Source organism: Devosia sp. (assembly GCF_028290435.1).
GTDB lineage: Bacteria > Pseudomonadota > Alphaproteobacteria > Rhizobiales > Devosiaceae > Devosia.
This window is the reverse complement of the sequence record NZ_JAQGJV010000076.1, coordinates 34,117-53,080: the sequence shown is the minus strand read 5'-3', so window position 1 is coordinate 53,080 and position 18,964 is coordinate 34,117. Positions and strand designations below refer to the sequence as shown.

The 18,964-nt window shown below is 63.1% G+C and carries 21 protein-coding genes; 14 read left to right on the top strand and 7 right to left on the bottom strand.

Going from position 1 to position 18,964, the window contains the following annotated elements:
• Positions 1-125: 125 nt before the first annotated feature.
• The 4 genes from JWP26_RS17175 to JWP26_RS17160 are packed head-to-tail and all read right to left on the bottom strand — an operon-like array spanning position 126 to position 3,838.
• A complete protein-coding gene (locus JWP26_RS17175; RefSeq protein ID WP_299730530.1) occupies positions 126-1,016 on the bottom strand; it encodes a transglutaminase family protein in 891 nt (296 codons plus the stop codon).
• Positions 1,013-2,101: an AAA family ATPase gene (locus JWP26_RS17170; protein ID WP_299730527.1), complete on the bottom strand. Its 1,089-nt coding sequence runs from the start codon at positions 2,099-2,101 to the stop codon at positions 1,013-1,015. The genes JWP26_RS17175 and JWP26_RS17170 overlap by 4 nt, the downstream gene beginning before the upstream one ends.
• Entirely contained in the window at positions 2,101-2,784 is a 684-nt protein-coding gene (locus JWP26_RS17165) for a fumarylacetoacetate hydrolase family protein (protein ID WP_299730524.1), read from the bottom strand. The genes JWP26_RS17170 and JWP26_RS17165 overlap by 1 nt, the downstream gene beginning before the upstream one ends.
• The gene (locus tag JWP26_RS17160) at positions 2,777-3,838 is read right to left on the bottom strand and encodes an aldo/keto reductase (protein WP_299730522.1); all 1,062 of its coding nucleotides are present in this window, start codon (positions 3,836-3,838) and stop codon (positions 2,777-2,779) included. The genes JWP26_RS17165 and JWP26_RS17160 overlap by 8 nt, the downstream gene beginning before the upstream one ends.
• A 197-nt stretch (positions 3,839-4,035) precedes the next feature.
• On the opposite strand from JWP26_RS17160, the gene JWP26_RS17155 reads away from it, so the two are divergent.
• The 8 genes from JWP26_RS17155 (at position 4,036) to JWP26_RS17120 (ending at position 10,255) form a co-directional block, all read left to right on the top strand.
• Positions 4,036-4,902: an EamA family transporter gene (locus JWP26_RS17155; RefSeq protein WP_299730520.1), complete on the top strand. Its 867-nt coding sequence runs from the start codon at positions 4,036-4,038 to the stop codon at positions 4,900-4,902.
• Between the two features lie 109 nt (positions 4,903-5,011).
• A complete protein-coding gene (locus JWP26_RS17150) occupies positions 5,012-5,401 on the top strand; it encodes a YciI family protein (protein WP_299730518.1) in 390 nt (129 codons plus the stop codon).
• Positions 5,398-6,666, top strand: a complete 1,269-nt coding sequence (locus JWP26_RS17145; protein ID WP_299730516.1) for an RNA polymerase sigma factor — start codon at positions 5,398-5,400, stop codon at positions 6,664-6,666. Before JWP26_RS17150 ends, JWP26_RS17145 begins: the two co-directional genes overlap by 4 nt.
• 73 nt (positions 6,667-6,739) lie before the next feature.
• Complete coding sequence (locus JWP26_RS17140) at positions 6,740-7,141, top strand: glyoxalase/bleomycin resistance/extradiol dioxygenase family protein (RefSeq protein ID WP_299730513.1); 402 nt, start codon at positions 6,740-6,742, stop codon at positions 7,139-7,141.
• A 21-nt stretch (positions 7,142-7,162) separates the two neighbouring features.
• Positions 7,163-7,579 (top strand): DoxX family protein, encoded by a 417-nt coding sequence (locus tag JWP26_RS17135; RefSeq protein WP_299730510.1) that lies wholly within the window; start codon positions 7,163-7,165, stop codon positions 7,577-7,579.
• A gap of 70 nt (positions 7,580-7,649) precedes the next feature.
• Positions 7,650-8,453 carry an MBL fold metallo-hydrolase gene (locus JWP26_RS17130; protein ID WP_299730507.1) on the top strand — a complete coding sequence of 268 codons (804 nt, stop codon included), beginning with the start codon at positions 7,650-7,652 and terminating at the stop codon, positions 8,451-8,453.
• A 9-nt stretch (positions 8,454-8,462) separates the two neighbouring features.
• A complete protein-coding gene (locus tag JWP26_RS17125) occupies positions 8,463-8,729 on the top strand; it encodes a DUF2277 domain-containing protein (RefSeq protein ID WP_299730505.1) in 267 nt (88 codons plus the stop codon).
• Positions 8,730-8,866: 137 nt separating this feature from the next.
• The gene (locus JWP26_RS17120; protein WP_299730502.1) at positions 8,867-10,255 is read left to right on the top strand and encodes a diguanylate cyclase; all 1,389 of its coding nucleotides are present in this window, start codon (positions 8,867-8,869) and stop codon (positions 10,253-10,255) included.
• A gap of 215 nt (positions 10,256-10,470) precedes the next feature.
• Here JWP26_RS17120 and JWP26_RS17115 read toward each other — a convergent pair whose 3' ends face one another.
• The 3 genes from JWP26_RS17115 to JWP26_RS17105 all read right to left on the bottom strand — a co-directional run bounded on the left by JWP26_RS17115 (position 10,471) and on the right by JWP26_RS17105 (position 12,983).
• Positions 10,471-11,484, bottom strand: coding sequence for a LacI family DNA-binding transcriptional regulator (locus JWP26_RS17115; RefSeq protein ID WP_299730499.1), 1,014 nt, complete (start codon positions 11,482-11,484; stop codon positions 10,471-10,473).
• 97 nt (positions 11,485-11,581) lie between these two features.
• Positions 11,582-12,025 (bottom strand): VOC family protein, encoded by a 444-nt coding sequence (locus tag JWP26_RS17110; RefSeq protein ID WP_299730496.1) that lies wholly within the window; start codon positions 12,023-12,025, stop codon positions 11,582-11,584.
• A gap of 145 nt (positions 12,026-12,170) precedes the next feature.
• Positions 12,171-12,983, bottom strand: coding sequence for an aldo/keto reductase (locus tag JWP26_RS17105; RefSeq protein WP_299730493.1), 813 nt, complete (start codon positions 12,981-12,983; stop codon positions 12,171-12,173).
• 194 nt (positions 12,984-13,177) lie between these two features.
• Between JWP26_RS17105 and JWP26_RS17100 the strand changes: the two genes are divergently transcribed.
• From JWP26_RS17100 to JWP26_RS17075, 6 genes are all read left to right on the top strand, one after another.
• Positions 13,178-14,074, top strand: a complete 897-nt coding sequence (locus JWP26_RS17100) for a carbohydrate ABC transporter permease (RefSeq protein ID WP_299730490.1) — start codon at positions 13,178-13,180, stop codon at positions 14,072-14,074.
• Entirely contained in the window at positions 14,071-15,000 is a 930-nt protein-coding gene (locus JWP26_RS17095; protein ID WP_299730487.1) for a carbohydrate ABC transporter permease, read from the top strand. The genes JWP26_RS17100 and JWP26_RS17095 overlap by 4 nt, the downstream gene beginning before the upstream one ends.
• A gap of 4 nt (positions 15,001-15,004) precedes the next feature.
• Positions 15,005-16,105: an ABC transporter ATP-binding protein gene (locus JWP26_RS17090; protein ID WP_299730484.1), complete on the top strand. Its 1,101-nt coding sequence runs from the start codon at positions 15,005-15,007 to the stop codon at positions 16,103-16,105.
• A 25-nt stretch (positions 16,106-16,130) separates the two neighbouring features.
• On the top strand, positions 16,131-17,384 hold the full coding sequence (locus JWP26_RS17085) for an ABC transporter substrate-binding protein (RefSeq protein WP_299730481.1): 1,254 nt from the start codon (positions 16,131-16,133) through the stop codon (positions 17,382-17,384).
• A 79-nt stretch (positions 17,385-17,463) separates the two neighbouring features.
• A complete protein-coding gene (locus tag JWP26_RS17080; protein WP_299730478.1) occupies positions 17,464-17,943 on the top strand; it encodes a VOC family protein in 480 nt (159 codons plus the stop codon).
• Positions 17,944-18,118: 175 nt separating this feature from the next.
• Entirely contained in the window at positions 18,119-18,874 is a 756-nt protein-coding gene (locus tag JWP26_RS17075; RefSeq protein WP_299730475.1) for a sugar phosphate isomerase/epimerase, read from the top strand.
• Positions 18,875-18,964 lie beyond the last annotated feature (90 nt).

Below are 18,964 nucleotides of genomic sequence, written 5' to 3'. Positions count from 1 at the left end.
GTGTTATGGCGAGTCAGATAGCGTGAGTTTTTGAGCACGGGAGCGGAGCGTACTCAAGTACGTGAGCAGCGGAGCGCAGAAAACTCGCGCTAGATGGCCGTCAAAACGCGTTTACGAATGAACGCTCAGCCCATACTATCCTGCGGCGAGGTCACGCGCTCCACCTTCACCTCGACCTCCATGCCGATATAATCCCCTTTGCTACCGATAAACGTTCCCGCAATCGGGATCGCCTGCCTCGGCTCCCGCGCCACCCCCACCCGGATCAAATCTCGCGTGCCGATAATGCCATTTGTCGGATCGAACTCCACCCAGCCAGCGCCGGGCAGATACACCTGGCACCAGGCATGCGTCGCCCCGCCGCCCCGATGATAGCCGTCCCGCGCCGGCGAATAGAGATAGCCCGTCACGAACCGCGCCGAAAAACCCAGCGACCGGCACGCCTCCATCATCAGCCAGGCGAAATCGCGACATGTCCCCTGCCGGCTCGACAGCGTCACCGCCGGCGTCTGCGTGCCCGGATCGGGCCGGCGCAGATATTTGAACCCTTCCTTGATGGCATAAGTCATCGTCATCAACAGGTTGCCCGTATTGGTCGCCCCGCTCGCATTGACGAACCGCAGCGCCCAGGCGCCGACTTCGGTCTGCTCCGGAAACTGTCGCAGCGTCGTCGATGCCAGGTCGATCGCGTCTCCGGCCGCATACTCGAACGGATAGAGGCGCGCCCGCGTATCGATCTCGAAATCCGGCGTCAGTTCTGGCGTGTGATCGAGCACCATATTGGCCTCGATCCGCAGCTCCCTGGCCTCGCCCTCGAACTCCGCGATGGCGATGCCATTGCCGAACACGTCGTGAATCCAGCGCACAACCTTGGGCTCCGGCCAGATGCGCAGGCTGAACTGCTCCAGCGTCTGCTCCATGCTGTCGCGCGGCCGCACCAGAATGCGATGCTCGCCGAACCGCACCGGCGTGGCGTAGCTGTAGACCGTCTGATGACTGACTTGCAGCAGGGTCACGAAACGACCGTGATCTTTTCGGCCGCGCGGGTAATGCCGGTATAAAGCCAGCGCGCCCGCTCCTCGCGGAACACAAAGCTCTCGTCGAACAGATAGACATCGTCCCACTGGCTGCCCTGCGCCTTGTGCACAGTCAGACAATAGCCAAAAGTGAACTCGTCGAATTGCCGCCGCTCGGGCCAGCTCATGGCGTCTTCCTCACCCGAAAAGAACGCTTTGTGCGTCAAGACGCGCGTCTCGCCTTTGCCCTCGTCATCAGCCATCAGCAGGCTCCACTTGCCATTGGTACGGCGCGTCACTTCGGTGCAAATCCAGATCTGCCCATTGAGCAGCTTCTTGCGCGGATTATTGCGCAGGCACACCATGCGATCGCCCTCGACCGGCTCGTGGAAGGGCAAACCTTTCAGCTCGCGCAGCCGGTCATTGTATTGCAAGCGCGTCTTGTTGCGTCCCACCAGCACCTGGTCGGCCAGCAGCACCGCACCGCGATCGACGTCCTCGCGGCCGACCACGACAGACTCGCCATAACTACCCCGCTCGAGGAAGCCGCCCTCGCGCACCTGCATGGAGAGGTGAATGATCGGATTATCCGCCGCCTGGCGATGAATTTCGGTCAGCATGATATCGGGTTCTTCGGCCGTGAAGAAGCCCGCCCCCTGCACCGGTGGCAATTGGAACGGATCGCCCAACACGAGAACTTTGACCCCGAACGAAAGTAGGTCCCGTCCAAGCTGCTCGTCCACCATCGAGACTTCATCGATGACGATCAGGTCGGCGTCGGCAGCCGAGGATTCGGGATCCAGCACGAAGCGCGGCTCGCCTTCCTTTTCGCTGACCAGCGTATAGATCAGGCTATGGATGGTCTGCGCGCCCTTGCAGCCGCGCTTGCGCATCACCAGCGCCGCCTTGCCCGTAAAGGCCGCATATTTGACGCTCTTCACATCCTGCGCCAGATGCACCGCCAGCGTCGACTTGCCCGTGCCCGCCCAGCCGAACAGGCGGAACACTTGCGGCCCGTTCTTGTCCTTGAGCCATTCGGCGACAGCGACGAGCGCCGCGTCCTGCTGGGGCGACCATTCAACCATCAGATGATCTTGGTCCGAACCGTGCCGACACCCTCGATCTTGCCTTCGAGCACATCGCCACGCACCACCGCGCTAACGCCCGAAGGCGTGCCGGTCATGATCAGGTCGCCGGCCTTGAGCGCCACGAAGCGCGACAGTTCGGCAATCGTCGCCGCCACGCTCCAGATCTGATCACCCAGATCGCCGCGCTGCCGTTCCTGCCCATTGACGCTCAGTGTAATCGCGCCCTTGTCCGGATGTCCGATATTGCTGGCCGGTTCGATTGAGCCGATCGGCGCCGAATGATCAAACCCCTTGGCCATTTCCCACGGCCGCCCGGCCTTCTTGGCCACGGCCTGCAGGTCGCGCCGCGTCATGTCGATGCCCGCCGCATAACCATAAACATGGTCCAGCGCATCGGCCTCGGCAATGTTCTCGCCATCCTTGCCAATCGCGACGACCAGTTCGATCTCGTGATGGAAATCGCTGGTCAGGCTGGGATAGGGCGTATCCGCGCCGCCAATCACCAGCGCATCGGCGGGCTTGGCAAAAAAGAACGGCGGATCGCGCTCGTCATTGCCCATCTCGCGGATGTGCTCGGCATAGTTGCGCCCCACGCAATAGATGCGACGCACGGCGAACAGCCCACCCCGTGCAATCGGCACGCTGGCAGGAGCATAAGGTTCAAACAGAAAATCAGCCACGGCGGTCTTCTTCCACAAAGGGGGCCAACAGGGTCATGTCGATCGGGCCCGCGCGATCAGCAGCGGTGAACGTCTGGTGCCAATAGGGATAGAGCATCGGCGGCTGGCTGACTTTGTCCAGCCGAGCACGCTCGTCGTTCGTCAGCTTGAGCTCGGCCGCAGCCAGATTATCCTGGAATTGCGCTTCGCTGCGCCCGCCTATAATCACCGAGGTCACGCCCGGGCGACCCAGTTCCCACGCCAGCGCCACCTGTGCGCCCGATACGCCACGTGCATCCGCAATCTCCACGACCACGTCGACGATATCATAGAGACGGTTCCAATCGGGAACCGGCGGCTCCTTCGAGCCCCCCACATGGCGCCCCGCCTCCGGCCCGCCATCGCGACGATACTTGCCACTCAGCAATCCGCCGGCCAGCGGCGACCAGATCAGGATGCCCAGGCCCTGGTCGAGCGTGATCGGCACCAGCTCATATTCGGCTTCGCGCGAATGCAGCGTGTAGTGGATCTGCTGGCTGACGAAACGCTGTCCGTGGCGCGCATCGGCGGCGGCGAGCGCCTTCATGATGTGCCAGCCCGAATAATTCGAGCAGCCGATATAGCGCACCTTGCCCTGCTTCACGAGCGTGTCGAGCGCTTCCATCGTCTCTTCGATGGGGGTCAGCCCATCCCATTCATGCACCTGATAGAGGTCGATGGCATCGGTCTTGAGCCGCTTGAGGCTGGCCTCCGCCTGCGCCACGATATGGTGCCGGCTCAGGCCGATCTCGTTGGGCCCATTGCCCATCTTGAAGCGCACCTTGGTGGCCACCAGCGCCTTGTCGCGACGCCCGTTCTCGCTCAGCGCCACGCCGATCATCTCCTCGGAGACGCCCGCATTGTAGACATTGGCCGTATCGAGCAGGTTGATGCCATGGTCGAGACACAGGTCGATCTGCCGGTTGGCATTGGCCTGGTCGGTATGGCCGACCTTCTCGCTGCCGCCAAACGTCATCGTGCCCATGGTCAGCACCGAAACCTTGAGCCCTGAACGGCCCAGCAACCGATATTCCATAATCAACCTCCTCTTGCCCGATGCTGCGGCGAGGCAGACTCACGGAACCTATCGCACCTACATAAAGCACGGCGCCATTGCCGCGAAGGCGTGGGAACACAAAAAGAACGAATGGATTCTCCCCGTCGCCGGAATGACGCAGTGGGAATTGCCCACAAACCCTGCTAGGCCAGCGGCGCAATTCCGAAGGCCTTCCTGTGCGCCCGTCCTCCATCATCCTGCCCGTCACCCTCATCGCCCTCGGCATGGTGGCGACGCAAATCGGCGCCTCGCTGGCCAAGGGCCTGTTTCCCGCAGTCGGTGCCTCGGGCGCTACCGCGCTGCGGCTGACCCTGGCGGCGCTGGTGTTGCTGGCCCTGTTCCGCCCCTGGCGCCATAAGCTCGACGCCCGCCAATGGCGTGCCGTACTGCTCTACGGCGCCGCCATGGGCGCCATGAACCTGCTGTTCTATGGCGCAATCGCCCGCATTCCTCTAGGCATTGCCGTCGCCCTCGAATTCACCGGCCCGCTCGCCGTGGCTCTGGCGGGCTCCCGCAAACCGCTCGATTTCGTCTGGATTGCCATGGCCTTGCTCGGCTTTGTCGCCCTCCTGCCCTTCGGCAAGATGAGCGGCGCGCTTGACCCCTTCGGCATTGCCCTGGCGCTTGCCACCGGCATCTGCTGGGCCGGCTATATCGTCTTCGGCCAGCGCGCCGGCACCGGTGGTGGCCCCCATATCGCCGCCCTCGGCGTCGGCCTTGCAGCCATCATCGCCCTGCCCTTCGGCATCGCCGAAGCCGGCATGGCCCTCATCGATCCCGCCATCCTGCCAATTGCCCTGGGCGTGGCCCTGCTGTCCAGCGCCATCCCCTACACCCTCGACATGATCGCCCTGCCCCACATCCCGACGCGCCTGTTCTCCATCCTCGCCAGCGCCCATCCGGGCCTCGCGGCGATTGCAGGCTTCATCATCCTGTCCGAACGGCTCAGCCCCTCGCAGATCGCCGGCATCGCCTGCATCGTCCTCGCCTCCATCGGCGGCACCGCGACCATCGCTCGCAGTCAATCCCCGCCAATCGCGTAACCCTTCCTCACCTCTCCCCAGAGGGGCGAGGTGAGAAAGCAAAAAAGGCTGCAAGCCGTGTCTGTCTTGGGCATAGTCGTCCGTCATAACCTCATGACAGGGACACGCCATGCAATACGCCATCCTCTGCTATAACGATGAAAACGCCGTCGCTTCCTGGACCAAGGAGGAGGACGATGCCTGCATGGCACGTCTCGCCAAGGTCCAGGGCGATATGGCTGCCAAGGGCAAGATGGGCCCGGTCGCCCGCCTGCTGCCCACCACTGCGGCCACCACTTTGCGCAAGTCCGCCACCGGCACCATGGTCATCGATGGCCCGTTTGCTGAAACCAAGGAGCAGTTCCTCGGCTTCTACGTCGTCGAGGCCGATACGCTCGATGAGGCCATCGCCTTTGCCAAGGACCTGGCCGTGGCCAATCCCGGCATCGGCGCCTATGAACTGCGCCCTGTCTCCCTGTTCTTCCCCCACACCATCGCGGCAGGAAGCGGGGCCACATGACCGACAATGCCTGGATCGGCGCTGCGCTTGCCGCCGCCCGCCCACAGGCGGTCAGTGCGCTGTTGCGCTATTTCCGCCAGCTCGATACCGCCGAGGAAGCCTTCCAGGAGGCGTGCCTGCGCGCCATTCGCACTTGGCCCGAAAAGGGTCCACCGCGCGATCCGACTGCCTGGCTGATCTTTGTCGGCCGCAATTCGGGCGTCGACGCCATCCGCAAGACCCGCCGCAATGTCGCCCTGCCGCCCGAAGACCTGCTGTCGGATCTCGATGACACCGAAGCCGATATGGCCGAGCGCCTCGACGGCGAGCATTACCGCGACGACATTCTGCGCCTGCTGTTCATCTGCTGCCACCCCGACCTGCCCGCCAACCAGCAGATCGCGCTGGCGCTCCGCATCGTCGCCGGCGTTCCCACCGCGCAGATCGCCCGCGCCTTCCTTGTCCGCGAGACGGCGATGGAACAGCGCATAACCCGCGCCAAGGCCCGCGTCGCCGCCAATGACACGCCCTTCGATCCGCCCGACGCCGTGGCGCGGCAGGAACGGCTCGGCACTGTCGCCATCATGCTCTATCTGGTGTTCAACGAGGGCTATTCGCGCGGCCATGCCGATCCCGCCGCCGCCCAACTCTGCGACGAGGCCATCCGCCTCACCCGCCTGCTGCTGCAATTGTTCCCCGCCGAGCCCGAAATCATGGGCCTTTGCGCCCTGATGCTGCTGCAACACTCGCGCTCACCCGCCCGCACCGATGCCAATGGCCAGATCGTGCTGCTCGACGCACAGGACCGCACCCTTTGGAGCCGCCCCATGATCGCCGAAGGCCTGGCGCTGGTCGACAAGGCGGTGCGCCACGGCACGCCCGGCAGCTACCAGGTGCAAGCCGCCATCGCCGCCCAGCACGCCCGCGCCCTGCGCGCCGAGGGCACCGATTGGGCCGCCATCGATCGCCTCTACCAAATTCTCGAAGTGATCCAGCCGTCCCCGGTCATCACCCTCAACCGCGCCGTGGCCGTCTCCAAATCCCGCGGACCGGCAGCCGCCCTCGCCCTCATCGCCCCCCTCGCCGACCAGCTCGACAACTATTTCCATTTCCACGGCGTCCGCGGCGGCTTGTTGCAGCAGCTCGGCAATGCAACTGCCGCCCGCACCGCCTTCAACCGCGCCATCGCGCTGGCCAATTCACCCGCCGAAGCCGCTCATATCCGCACCCATCTTGATGCCCTGAGCGCGCCCGCGCTGCCTGATCCGGCGGCGATTGCAAAATAAGCGACGCGCTCTGTCGAAGTCGCCAGATGCCACTCGTCGTACTTGCAGACACCAATCAACGGAGGACCACACCATGACCGACGCACCAGCCACCAGCGGCCTAACGCCCTATATCAGCATCGACGGCACCAAGGCCGCCCTCGCCTTCTACGAAAAAGCCTTTGCCGGCCAGATTATCGACGTTCGCGACGCCGATGGCATGGAAGGCAAAGTCATCCACAGCCAGATCCAGATCAACAATGCGCCGCTGTTCATCTCCGATTTCTTCCCCGATTACGGCTATCCCGCCGTCGCCCCTGCCGCCTTCATGCTGCACCTGCAGGTCGAGGACGCCCAGGTCTGGTGGGATCGCGCCGTCGCGGCCGGCTGCACCATCAAGTCGCCCATCAAGGTGGAGTTCTGGGGCGATATCTATGGCCAGCTCACCGACCCCTACGGCGTCGTCTGGACCATCGGCCAGTCAGTCAAGAAATAACGCGCGAGCAGGAGACCCATCATGACCACCATCGACAATTCTACCGCGCTCGCCACGCCCCGCAACTGGACCTTCTGGCTCGGCTGGGTCCTGTCGGGCCTGTTTATCGCCTTCATGATCTTCGATGGCGGCATCAAGCTGGTGCCGATCCAGCCGGTGATCGATAGCCTGACCGAGCTGGGCTACCCCGTCGAATATGCCCGCCTGCTCGGCGCGCTGGGCCTGGGCGCGACCCTGCTCTACGCCATCCCACGCACCTCGATCCTGGGCGCGGTTCTGCTCACCGCCTATTTGGGCGGCGCCGTCTCCGCCCACCTGCGCATCGGCTCCCCGCTGTTCACCCACGACCTGTTCGGCGTCTATATGGGCCTCTTTGCCTGGGGCGGTCTGTGGCTGCGCAATGCCAAACTGCGCGCCATCTTCCCGATCATCCGCTAGCCACGATCTTGCGGTCTCATTCCCAGCCTGCCAGTTTGGCGGCTGCGGAATGAGACTGCCGGAGCAACCCATGACCATTTTTCTCTGCGCCACCTGCGGCACCTCGTTTCCCGACGCCCCCCAGCCCCCCGCCGCCTGCCCCATCTGCGACGACGAGCGCCAATATGTCCCCGCCACGGGGCAGTCCTGGACCACGCGCGAAGCCCTCGCCAAAACCTATCGCAATGCCTGGCAGCACCACGAACCCAACCTGTTCTCCATCCAGCCGGTGCCGGCTCTCGGCATCAACCAGCGCGCCTTCCTGCTCCGCACGCCGTCCGGCAATGTGCTCTGGGACTGTGTCGCCCTGCTCGATGATGCCACCAAAGCCCTGGTCGATAGCCTGGGCGGCATTGCTGCCATCGCCATCTCCCACCCGCACTATTACACCCTGATGCAGGATTGGGCCGAAGCCTTCGGCGCCACCATCCACCTGCATGCCGCCGACGCAGCCCATATCGTGCGTCCCGACGCTAATGTGCATCTGTGGCACGAGGAAACCCGCACGCTCCTGCCCGGCGTCACCCTGATCCGCGCCGGCGGCCACTTCGAGGGCGGCACCGTGCTGCATTGGGCCGATACCGAAGACAAGGCCGGTGCCCTTCTCGTCGGCGATATCCTGCAGGTCACCCCCGGCGGCCACCGCGTCTCCTTCATGTGGAGCTATCCCAACATGATGCCGCTCTCCGCCGCCAAAATTCGCCACGTCACCGACGCCATCGCCCCCTGGCGCTATGATCGCATTTACGGCGCCTTCGCCGGCCAATATATTCCCACGGACGCCCCTGCCATCGTCGCCCGCTCGGCCGCCCGATACATCGAACTGATCGCGTAGGAGCCCTCTATGTGCCGCAACATCAAAACCCTGTTCAATTTCGAGCCCCCCGCCACCGGCGATGAAATCCACGCCTCGGCCCTGCAATATGTGCGCAAGCTGAGCGGCTCCACCCATCCCTCGCAGAAAAATCAGGCCGCTTTCGAGCATGCCGTCGAGGAAGTCGCCGCCGCCACGCGCCGCCTGCTCGCCGCCCTCGAAACCAATGCACCGCCCCATGATCGCGAAATCGAGGCTGCCAAGGCGCGCGAACGGTCCAAAGTGCGTTTCGCCTGATCGCTGCCGTCGCGGGCGTGCCCAAGGGCAACTGCGCACAATGTCTTAGTCTCCTGTCCCTCGATGAACAGAAATTCTTAATCGCCCCCGCGCTAGGGTTCACCAATTGTGCACCCGCACGTCAACCGAGTTCAGCGATGCTCGCCGCCGCTTCGGCCCAGATGGCTTCCGCACCGTTCCAAACCCCCTCTCGGGTCGGTCGTGCCGCCAGCGGCCTGGCGCCCCTGCTCGAAAGCATCCGCCAGCGTCTCGATGTCGATTTCGCTACGCTGCGGCTACTCGATGATGATCGTCTGGTGCTTGCCGGTTCGGCCGGCGCACCGCCCCCGGCGCTCGAAAATGAAGCCCGTTTCTCCAGCCGTGCCCTGATCGCTCCCCTCGTCGTGCCGGACACGGCGCTGGATGCCCGGTTCAGCGACCACCGCACGATCCGGTTTTACGCCGGCATTCCGCTGGTGACCGCCGAGGGCGCCACTATCGGGCTGCTCAGCCTGTTCGACCATTCGCCGCGTCCTCTCAAACTGGCCGCGCGCCTCGCCGTTCTGGCGGCCAACGCCATGCGGCCGGTCGACGAACCGCCGAGCCAGCAGCGGCTCATCGCCACCCTCCGGGGGCAATTAGCAGACCAGGCCCGCCTGATCCACGAGCAGGCCGATGCGCTGGACCATAGCCGGCTGATCTTCGAACGCGCCGCCGCCACCGCGCGGATCGGCGTTTGGGAATGCGATCTGGCGACCGAGGAATTGACTTGGACCGACGGCGTCTACGACATGTTCGAACTGCCGCGTGGCAGTTCCGTCGACCGCGCCACGACCCTGCAATGCTATGCCCCGGCGTCCCTGGCGCTATTGCAAAAACTGCGCGCCCAAGCCGTGGCACAGGGCATTGGCTTCACGCTGGACGCCGAAATCACCACCCATAAGGGCAATCGGCGTTGGATGCGGCTGACCACCAGCGTCGAAACCGCAAACGGCGTCGCGACCCGCCTGTTTGGCATGAAGCAGGATATCACCGAAGAAAAGATACTCGCTGATCGCACCCGCTATCTGGCCGAATTCGATGTCATGACCGGGCTGGCCAACCGCAGCCGCTTCCAGTCCCGCCTTGCCGACCCGGCCCAGGCGATCGGCGCGCTGCTGCTGGTCGACCTCGATGGCTTCAAGTCGATCAACGACACCTTCGGGCATGCCCTGGGTGACGAATGCCTCAAGGAAACCGCTTTGCGTCTCGAAGCCGTCGGCATCGAGGCGGAACTGGTTGCCCGCATCGGCGGCGACGAATTCGCAGTCCTGCTGGGCCCCCAGACCGATTGCGCCACCGCCGAAGCGCTGGCCGGCAAGATCGTCGAAATCCTCGGTCGCCCGGTCACCCGCGGCGATCAGATCCTGCAGCTCGGCGCCTCCGTCGGCATTGCCCGCGCCACGCCCGAGGTTTCTCCGGACCAGCTCTTCAAACAAGCCGACACCGCCCTCTACGCCGCCAAAGCCGCCGGCCGAAAGACTTTCCGCCTGTTCAGCCCCGCCTGACACTTCCTGTGACGGCTCGGAGGAAACCCAAATCCCCTCTTCGCCGCTTGCGCCGAGGTGCGTCGAGATTCAGGTCAGGCCGAGTCGAACCGTAGGTCCGCGTTAGCGAAAACTGTGCTCTTGGAGAACCGGAGGGGAGCGTACTCAAGTACGTGAGCACCGGAAGCGCAGAAGAGTGCAGTTTGCAGACCGGCCTCACCTGAATATCGGCGCACCTAGCCGTTGGTGCTATCGCGGATGACCAGATCCGGCTCGATCATCGTGACGCGCGGCTCGGGCAGCACGTCGCCGGCGCCGATCAGCCCGATCAGCCGCTCCACGGCCTGCTCGGTCACCATCTGCACCGCGTAATTGACGCTCGATATCGGCGTCGCCGCGTGCTCGGCGAATTCGATATTGTCGAACCCCATGATGGCGACGTCCTGCGGCACCCGATAGCCATTCTTCTGGGTCCAGCGCAGTGCCCCCATCGCCAGGCTGTCGCAGGCCGCCAGCAAGGCGGTGGGCCGCTGAGGAAGATTCATCAGACGATCCATGGCCCAATAGCCGCGAATGACCGCATTGCCCTGCGGGTCGGCGACGAGGTTTTCGTCGGTGCTCAATCCCGCTTCGGTCAGGGCCTTTGCATAACCCTCGCGCTTTTCGAAATTGCCGCCCGGCTTGGCGCCATCGATGATGCCGATGCGCTGGTGGCCGATATCGATCAGGTGCCGCGTCGCCTGATAGGCGCCCCGCCTCTCGTCCATGCACACCGCGTCGATCCCCGCATCGAGATCGGCCACCAGCAGCACCACCGGATAATTGTTGTCGCGCAGCCGCCTGATGTGATCGAGATCGCGATGGTTGCGCGGATAGATCAGCATGCCGTCCACCTGGCGCGAGCGGAACATCTCGATGACCCTCTTCTCGGTCGCCAGGTCATTGTTCGAGGTCGCAAACAGGGTGGAATAGCCGCGTTCCGCCAGTGCCAGCTCAATCGCCTGCGCCACATGGGTCAGCATCGGATTGGTGATTTCCGTCAGCACCAGCCCAATCGTCATGGTCTGCCGGCTCACCAGGGACTTGGCTACATGATTGGGCGCGTAGTTCAGCGCCTCGGCGGCCTGCTGGATGACGAGGCGCGTATCTTCGGGAATGCGTGCGCTTTGACGCAAGGCCAGCGACACCGTGTTCACCGAAAACCCGGTGCGCTCGGCGATGTCCTTCAGGCGTACGATGGATCGGCCCATGGCTTGCTGTCTATCCCGCTTCAGCCGCTCGATTGTGGCTCACTAGCACGCTTAAATACGGCGGCGAGCGGTAATCGAACCCACTGGCGTTATCCAATCAAATGCCCTGTTGACGCAATCGCGCGATCGCCTGCAATTGCTGGCTATTGGGGTGCATCTGCATCAGCTCGATCTTGTTGCCATCGGGATCCAGCAGCCAGGCCTGGCTATTGCCGTCGGCGCCCGATTTCGGCTCGATCATAATGGTGACGCCCTTACCCTTGAGTTCCCCCACCACAGCGTCCAGATCGTCCACCATCAGGCACAGATGCCCAAAGCCATTGGCATGCCAGCTCTCCGAGGTCTTCTCGGTTTCGGCGCCGGGAAAGATTTCGATAAACTGATCATCGGTGACCCGCAGATAGACCAGCCATGGCTCGCCGCTATCATGGTTGATCCGCATCATCTCGGGAAATCCCATCGTGCCGATGTAGAAATCCAGCGACTTGCCGAGGTCAGCGGTGTTGATAGCCACGTGCCCGATGCTGGTAATGCCCTTCATGCGAAATCCTCCCGGCCGTCATTGCGGCCAAACTTCCCCGGAGCCCCGGGCGCCAATGCACCCGGAGGTCCTGTTCCACTTGTAGGAACGTTAATACGACGGACCATACGCCACGCTTTGAGCTTGTCAACAGCCCTCGGCGGCGTCAGTCCCAGGCCGGGCCCCAGCCCGGATTGATCTCGCGCTGACCGCGATCCACGCCCTCGATGGCCACGATATCCTCAGCGCTCAGGCGCAGTTTTGTCGCCTCGAAGTTCGAGCGGATGCGCTCCGCTTTGCCTGAAGTGGGGATGGCGATGTAGCCCTTGGCGAATTCGAAGGCCAAAGCCACTTGCTCGGGCGTAGCCCCATGCTTGTCGGCGATTGCACGCACCACCGGCTCGCCCCCCAGCACGCCCCGCGCGATCGGCAGATAGCAGGTCACCGAAATTCCGTTGCTTAAACAATAGTTTGCAAGCTTACGATTTTGCAGCAGCGGGTTCAGCTCAAACTGATTGTTGGCGATCGGTACCTCGCCCAAAACGGTTTTCGCCTGTTCGATCAACGCGATGGTGAAGTTGGAAACCCCCACCAGCCGCGTCAGCCCCAGTGCATGCGCCTCGGCCAATTGCTCGATATAGACCTCCAGCGCGATTTCCTCGTTGGGTGACGGCCAATGGATCAGCGTCAAATCGAGCTGGTCCACCTGCAGGTTGTCGCAGCTCTGGCGCAGCGATGGCACCAGCATGCCCTTCCCGAAATTGCCGGTCTTGATCTTGGTGGTGACAAACACTTCGGAACGCTTGAGAGACGAGAGCTTCACCGTTTCGCCCACTTCCGTCTCGGTGCCATAATCTTGCGCCGTGTCCAAATGTCGATAACCGGTCTCCAGCGCCACCAGCATGGCGGCGATTCCCGCCTCCCCGGTCCGCCCATAAGTGCCGAACCCCATTGCCGGGATACCATATTGATTTGTCATCACTTTTACCCTCCACGGGCCTCCTCGGGCCGCTTCCTATTTTCCACAGCCTCGATGCTGCCGCTAGCACAGGCCGATTTTTTTATTGACGGACTGTTCCGGATGACCTTAGTTTAACGATAATATAGCTCGCAAGGGCTCAGATGCCGAAGAGCAGAACAATCTGACCTGGTGCATGTGAAAGGGAGAGGGATATGGCCTTTCGGTGGAGCCGATGGTCGCCGCAACTGGCTTTGGTGCCTGCGGTTGCCGTCACAGCCGTCGCCTTTGTGGGCGCGATCGGCTGGACCATCTACCTGTCGCTGACCCGCAGCCGGCGCTTGCCGGAATACGAGATCGACTGGTCCGAACCGTTGCGGCAATATACCCGCCTGTTCGCCGACGACGCCTGGGCGATTTCCCTCAAGAACCTGATCATCCTCGGCCTCGGGAGCGCCCTGGCCATCGTCTTCGGCTTCATCCTTGCAGCCATGATGGACAAGGAAAAGCGCGGCGAGAGCCTGTTCCGCACCGTCTTCCTCTATCCGCTGGCCGTCTCACTGATCGTCACCGGCACCGCGTGGCGCTGGCTGTTCAATCCGGAATTGGGCGTCGAGCATGCGCTCCATTCCATCGGCCTGACCTGGATCAACTTCTCCTGGCTCGCCACCGGCGAAACCGCCATGTACGGCGTGATCCTGGCGTCGGTCTGGCAGAGCTCGGGCTTCTACATGGCCCTGATGCTGGCGGGCCTGAAGTCGATCAATTCGGAAATCTGGAGCGCCGCCCGCCTCGACGGCGTCAGCCTCTTCCGCCTCTATACCGAAATCATCATTCCGATGATGAAGTTCACCTTCGTCACCTGCGCCATCCTGCTCTCGCTGGGCGTGATCAAGGCCTATGACGTGATCGTCGCCATGACCAATGGCGGCCCCGGCCAGTCCACCTTCGTGCCGGCCTATTTCACCATTCAGGCGCTGTCGGCCAAGGGCAATCTTGGCTTCGCCTCCGCCGCCGCCGTCATGATGCTGGTCATCACTGCCGTGATTTTCCTGCCGCTGGTCATGCTCACCGCCTGGCAGCAACGCCGCACCGGGAGGGCAGCACATTGAGCGACACCATGGCCCAAAAGGCTCTCGGCGCCGAAGTCGCCGTCCGCAGCGCCCCCTACTTCCCGCGCCAGAAAAAGCGCATCTCCAGCCGCTCGATCGGCATCATCGTCTTCCTGTCGATCTGCGCGCTGTTCTTCTGCATTCCGCTCTACGTGGTGGTCATCACTTCGTTCAAGACCATGGAGCAGATCCGCCAGGGCGCCATGTTCTCGCTCCCGAGCGTGTGGACGCTGGAAGCCTGGGATCACGCCTGGAACAGCGCCTGCTCCGGCATCAATTGCAACGGCCTCAAGGTCGGCTTCTGGAACTCCGTCCAAATCCTCTTCCCCTCGCTGATTCTCTCCATCGCCATTTCCATGATCACCGGTTATGCGCTGGCCTTGTGGAATGTGCGCTGGGCCGGCGGCTTCCTGTTCCTGTTGTTCATCTGCGCCTTCGTGCCGTTCCAGATCATCATGTTCCCGCTGATCTCGATGACGGCCGCGATCAAGGTCTATGGCAATATCTGGGGTGTCGCCATCGTCCATGCCGTGCTGGCCATGCCGGTGCTGACCCTGATCTTCCGCAATTACTACAAAGACATCCCGCAGGAGATCATGAACGCGGCGGTGATGGATTCCGGCTCGTTCTGGAAGATTTTCACCGAGATCATCCTGCCCATGAGCGGCAATATCCTGATCGTGGTGCTGATCATGCAGATCACCTCGATCTGGAACGATTACCTGATCGGCGTCACCTTCGGTGGCATGGGCAGCCAGCCCATGACGGTTAACCTGGCCAACCTGATCACCATCTCGACCGGCACCACCCGCTACAATGACAACATGGCAGCCGCCCTGCAGACCGCCATTCCCCCGCTCGTCATCTACTTCTTCGTCGGCAAGCTCTTCGTCCAGGGCATTACCGCCGGCGCCATCAAGGGTTGAACCCATGCCACAAGTCAGCTTCGAGCACATCACCAAGACCTACGGCCAGGTGCCCGTCCTCAAGGACCTTAACCTGGCGATCAATGACGGCGACTTCCTCGTCCTGCTCGGGCCATCGGGCTGCGGCAAGACCACGCTGCTGAACCTGCTGGCCGGGCTGCTCGACGTCACCGATGGCCGCATCATGATCGGCGACCGCGACGTTACCGATGTCGACCCCAAGGACCGGGGCCTCGCCATGGTGTTCCAGTCCTACGCGCTCTATCCGACCAAGACCGTCTACGGCAATCTCAAGTTCGGCCTCTCGGCCAGCAAGCTGCCCAAGGACGAGGTCGAGCGCCGCATCGCCTGGGCCGCCAAGCTGCTCCAGATCGAGCCGCTGCTCGATCGCAAGCCCGCCCATCTGTCGGGCGGCCAGCGCCAGCGCGTCGCCATCGGCCGTGCTCTGGTCAAGAATGTCGGCGTGTTCCTGTTCGACGAGCCGCTCTCCAACCTCGATGCCAAGCTGCGCACCGAAATGCGTCTCGAGATCAAGAAGCTGCACGACACGCTGCACCACACCATCGTCTACGTCACCCACGACCAAATCGAGGCCATGACCATGGCCACCAAGATCGCGGTGATGAATGGCGGCGTGATCCAGCAGTTCGGTACCCCCGACGAAATCTATGAGCAGCCCGCCAACCTGTTCGTTGCCGGCTTCATCGGCTCCCCCGCCATGAACCTGCGCCGCGTCACGCTCAGCGTCGCCAATGGCAAGACCGAGGCCGTCTTCGCCTCGGGCGTCCGTTTCGAGCTGTCCGATTACCGCTTCATGACCCCGCCCCAGGATGGAACGACCGTCACCTTGGGCCTGCGCCCCGAGCACTTCTTGGTCGGCGCTGGCACTGCGGCCGATAGCGCCGCCACCTTCGAAGTGCCGGTGCAATATGCCGAGCGCACCGGCCCCGATGCCAGCGCCTATTTCGTGCTGGAAAACGATCTTCTTGCCCTCCGGGTCGAACCGGCAGTCGCGGCGGGCCTCAAGCCCGGCCAGCTGGTGCCGGTGCATTACCTCAAGGGCAAGGCCCACCTATTCGACGCCCAGACCGGGCAGAGAATGTAAGTCGACATCAAAGGGAGAGAGACCGATGTCTAAGAGAACTCTAGCCGCCGTCATGGCCGGGCTCATGCTGAGCACGGCCTCGTTCAGCGCCATGGCCACCGATCTGGTAATTTACCACACCTGGTCCGCTGGCCCCGAAGTCGCCGCCCTCAACGTGCTCAAGTCAGCGCTCGAGGCCAAGGGCCACTCCTGGACCGATATCGCCATTCCGCACGATACCGGCTCCAACGTGAACCTGATGAGCATGGTCACCGGCGGCTCGCCACCGAACCTGTTCGTTGAATCCAATCCCGGCATTTATCGCGACCTCGCGGGCCTCGGTTATGAATTCGACCTGACCCAGTGGTACGCCGACAACCACATCCTTGAGAACCTACCCAAGGCCGTCGCCGACTCGCTCTCGGTCGATGGCAAGATCGTCAAGGTGCCGATGGCTCTGCACATCGACGGCATGGTCTATTACAACATGGACGTGGCCAAGAAGGCCGGTGTCGATCCCGCGAGCTGGACTTCGCTCGACGCCATGTTCGCCGATTTCCCCAAGATCCGTGAAGCCGGCTTCGCCCCGCTCGCCGTCGGCAGCCAGCCTTTCCAGGTCGGCTACCTGTTCCACACGCTGGTGGCAGCCGTTGCCGGCCAGGAACTCTACAACCGCGTCTATGGCGAGGATGTCGACGAGACCGCGCTGGACGATCCGGCATTTGCCAAGGCCCTCGAAGAGCTGCGCCTGTTCGCCAACGAAGCCGGCCCAGAGTCGCAGAACCGTCCCTGGAACGAGACCACCAACGAGGTCATCTCCGGCAAGGCGCTGATGCAGATCCACGGTGACTGGATGAAGGGCGAATGGCTGGCCGCCGGCAAGAAGGCAGGCACCGATTTCGGTTGCTTGCCGATTCCGGGCGCTATGGCCGTTTCGGCTTCGGTCGACTCCTGGGGCCTGCTGGGCGGTAGCGGCGTCGCCGACGACGTCAAGAAGGCCGAACTGGACTTCGCTTCGATCGTCGTCGATCCGGAAATCCAGGCCAAGTTCGCCGCTGCCAAGGGCTCGACGCCAGTGCGCAGCGATGCGCCTGCCGCCAGCCTCGACGCCTGCTCGAGCGAAGTTCTGAGCATCCTGTCGGACCCGACGAAAGGCGTGCAGACGCCTAACGCCATCACCGATGCCGATTGGCGCAATTCCATCTGGGACGTCGTCTTCAACTACTGGAGCGATCCCTCGATGACCGTCGAAGACGCCATCGCCAAGATGAAAGAAAACTACGAGACCATCCTCGGCTAAGTTTCCTCCCAAGGAAAGCGGCCCGGTGCCCCCTCGCACCGGGCCGCTCTGTTTCAAAATCCAACCAGTGGATGCCTAAATGGACAAGCGCTTGCTTGATGAAGATGCGGTGATGCAGATCTGCTTCGTCACCGACGACGTGGTGAAATCAGCGCAATGGTTTTCCGACTTGACCGGCAAGCCGGTTCCCTCCGAAGGCCGCGCCGCCGACCCCGAAGAGGCGCAGGCCATCTATATGGGCAAGCCGGCCGAAGTAGGCTGCCGCATCATGATGTTCAAGTTCGGCAATATCGACGTCGAATTCCTCGAGCCCGGCCCGGAAAAGAGCGCCTGGCGCGACCTGCTGGAAGAAAAAGGCCCCGGCTGCCACCACATCGCCTTCAAGACCCGCAACCTCACCAAGCGCAACGAATACCTTGAATCCAAGGGCCACCAACTGCTGCAGCGCGGCGAATTCGACGGCTCCCACGGCCGCTACGCCTACTACGACACCGTCAAAGCCCTGGGCGTCATGATCGAACTGCTCGAATTCGACAACGACAAAGAGCCACAGAACTAAGAGCACCTCTTCACCTCTCCCCTGGGGGAGAGGTCGACCCTCTTGGGTCGGGTGAGGGGCCTTTCCAACACGCGATGCTCGGAAAGACCCCCTTATTCTTCTCCCCGTCGGGGGAGAAGGTGGCCCGAAGGGCCGGATGAGGGTGCCTGCCCTCGCCAAACCACGTGGAACCCCCATGACCTACCCTATCGCCTACCAGCTCTATTCCTCCCGCAATTTCCCCCCGCTGGCCGACCAGCTTCCTATCCTCAAATCCATGGGCTACGACGCCATCGAGCCTTGGCTCCCCGCCTACGAAGCCGATCCCAAACTCTTCCGCCGCCAGCTCGATGACGCGGGCCTCGCCTGCTACGGCTTCCACATGCCGCTGGCCGGCCTCGTCTCCGACCCCAACCGCTTCATCGACATCGCGCTGACCCTGGGCGCCACCGTCCTGATCCCGCCCTATGTCACCGCCGAAGAGCGCGAGAACACGCCCGCCTACTGGCAGGCCCTCGGCCACAAGCTCGCCAAGGGCGCCGACGCCGCCAAGCCGCACAGCCTCAAGGTTGCCTGGCACAACCACGATTTCGAATATTACGCCCTGCCCGACGGTACCCGCCCCATCGAGCACATCTTTGCCGAGAGCGGCGACGCCTGGTTCGAGATCGACTGCGGCTGGATCGTCCGCGCCGGCGCCGACCCCGCCGCCGAGCTCAAGCGCTATGCCTCGCGCATCATCGCCATCCAGCTTAAGGACACCGCGCCGATCGGCACGAAGGAAGATGACGGCTGGACCGCCACCGGCGACGGCATCATCGAGTGGGGCCACCTCACCCCCCTGTTCCGCGCCACCACCGCCGACCACCTGGTCGCCGAACACGACAACCCCACCGACTGGCAAGCCTTCGCCAAACGCTCCATCGACTACATGAAAAAGATCGGGCTTTAGGCTCTTCACCTCTCCCTTTGGGGGAGAGGTCGACCTCTTGGGTCGGGTGAGGGGGCCTTTACCAAGCTCGATGTTGGGGCAACGCCCCCT

Bases quoted from the DNA above. Each gene is read 5' to 3' on its own strand.
- JWP26_RS17170 (WP_299730527.1), bottom strand. From the start codon at position 2,101: ATGGTTGAATGGTCGCCCCAGCAGGACGCGGCGCTCGTCGCTGTCGCC.
- JWP26_RS17160 (WP_299730522.1), bottom strand. From the start codon at position 3,838: ATGGAATATCGGTTGCTGGGCCGTTCAGGGCTCAAGGTTTCGGTGCTG.
- JWP26_RS17150 (WP_299730518.1), top strand. From the start codon at position 5,012: ATGCAATACGCCATCCTCTGCTATAACGATGAAAACGCCGTCGCTTCC.
- JWP26_RS17145 (WP_299730516.1), top strand. From the start codon at position 5,398: ATGACCGACAATGCCTGGATCGGCGCTGCGCTTGCCGCCGCCCGCCCA.
- JWP26_RS17140 (WP_299730513.1), top strand. From the start codon at position 6,740: ATGACCGACGCACCAGCCACCAGCGGCCTAACGCCCTATATCAGCATC.
- JWP26_RS17135 (WP_299730510.1), top strand. From the start codon at position 7,163: ATGACCACCATCGACAATTCTACCGCGCTCGCCACGCCCCGCAACTGG.
- JWP26_RS17130 (WP_299730507.1), top strand. From the start codon at position 7,650: ATGACCATTTTTCTCTGCGCCACCTGCGGCACCTCGTTTCCCGACGCC.
- JWP26_RS17125 (WP_299730505.1), top strand. From the start codon at position 8,463: ATGTGCCGCAACATCAAAACCCTGTTCAATTTCGAGCCCCCCGCCACC.
- JWP26_RS17120 (WP_299730502.1), top strand. From the start codon at position 8,867: ATGCTCGCCGCCGCTTCGGCCCAGATGGCTTCCGCACCGTTCCAAACC.
- JWP26_RS17115 (WP_299730499.1), bottom strand. From the start codon at position 11,484: ATGGGCCGATCCATCGTACGCCTGAAGGACATCGCCGAGCGCACCGGG.
- JWP26_RS17110 (WP_299730496.1), bottom strand. From the start codon at position 12,025: ATGAAGGGCATTACCAGCATCGGGCACGTGGCTATCAACACCGCTGAC.
- JWP26_RS17105 (WP_299730493.1), bottom strand. From the start codon at position 12,983: ATGACAAATCAATATGGTATCCCGGCAATGGGGTTCGGCACTTATGGG.
- JWP26_RS17100 (WP_299730490.1), top strand. From the start codon at position 13,178: ATGGCCTTTCGGTGGAGCCGATGGTCGCCGCAACTGGCTTTGGTGCCT.
- JWP26_RS17090 (WP_299730484.1), top strand. From the start codon at position 15,005: ATGCCACAAGTCAGCTTCGAGCACATCACCAAGACCTACGGCCAGGTG.
- JWP26_RS17085 (WP_299730481.1), top strand. From the start codon at position 16,131: ATGTCTAAGAGAACTCTAGCCGCCGTCATGGCCGGGCTCATGCTGAGC.
- JWP26_RS17080 (WP_299730478.1), top strand. From the start codon at position 17,464: ATGGACAAGCGCTTGCTTGATGAAGATGCGGTGATGCAGATCTGCTTC.
- JWP26_RS17075 (WP_299730475.1), top strand. From the start codon at position 18,119: ATGACCTACCCTATCGCCTACCAGCTCTATTCCTCCCGCAATTTCCCC.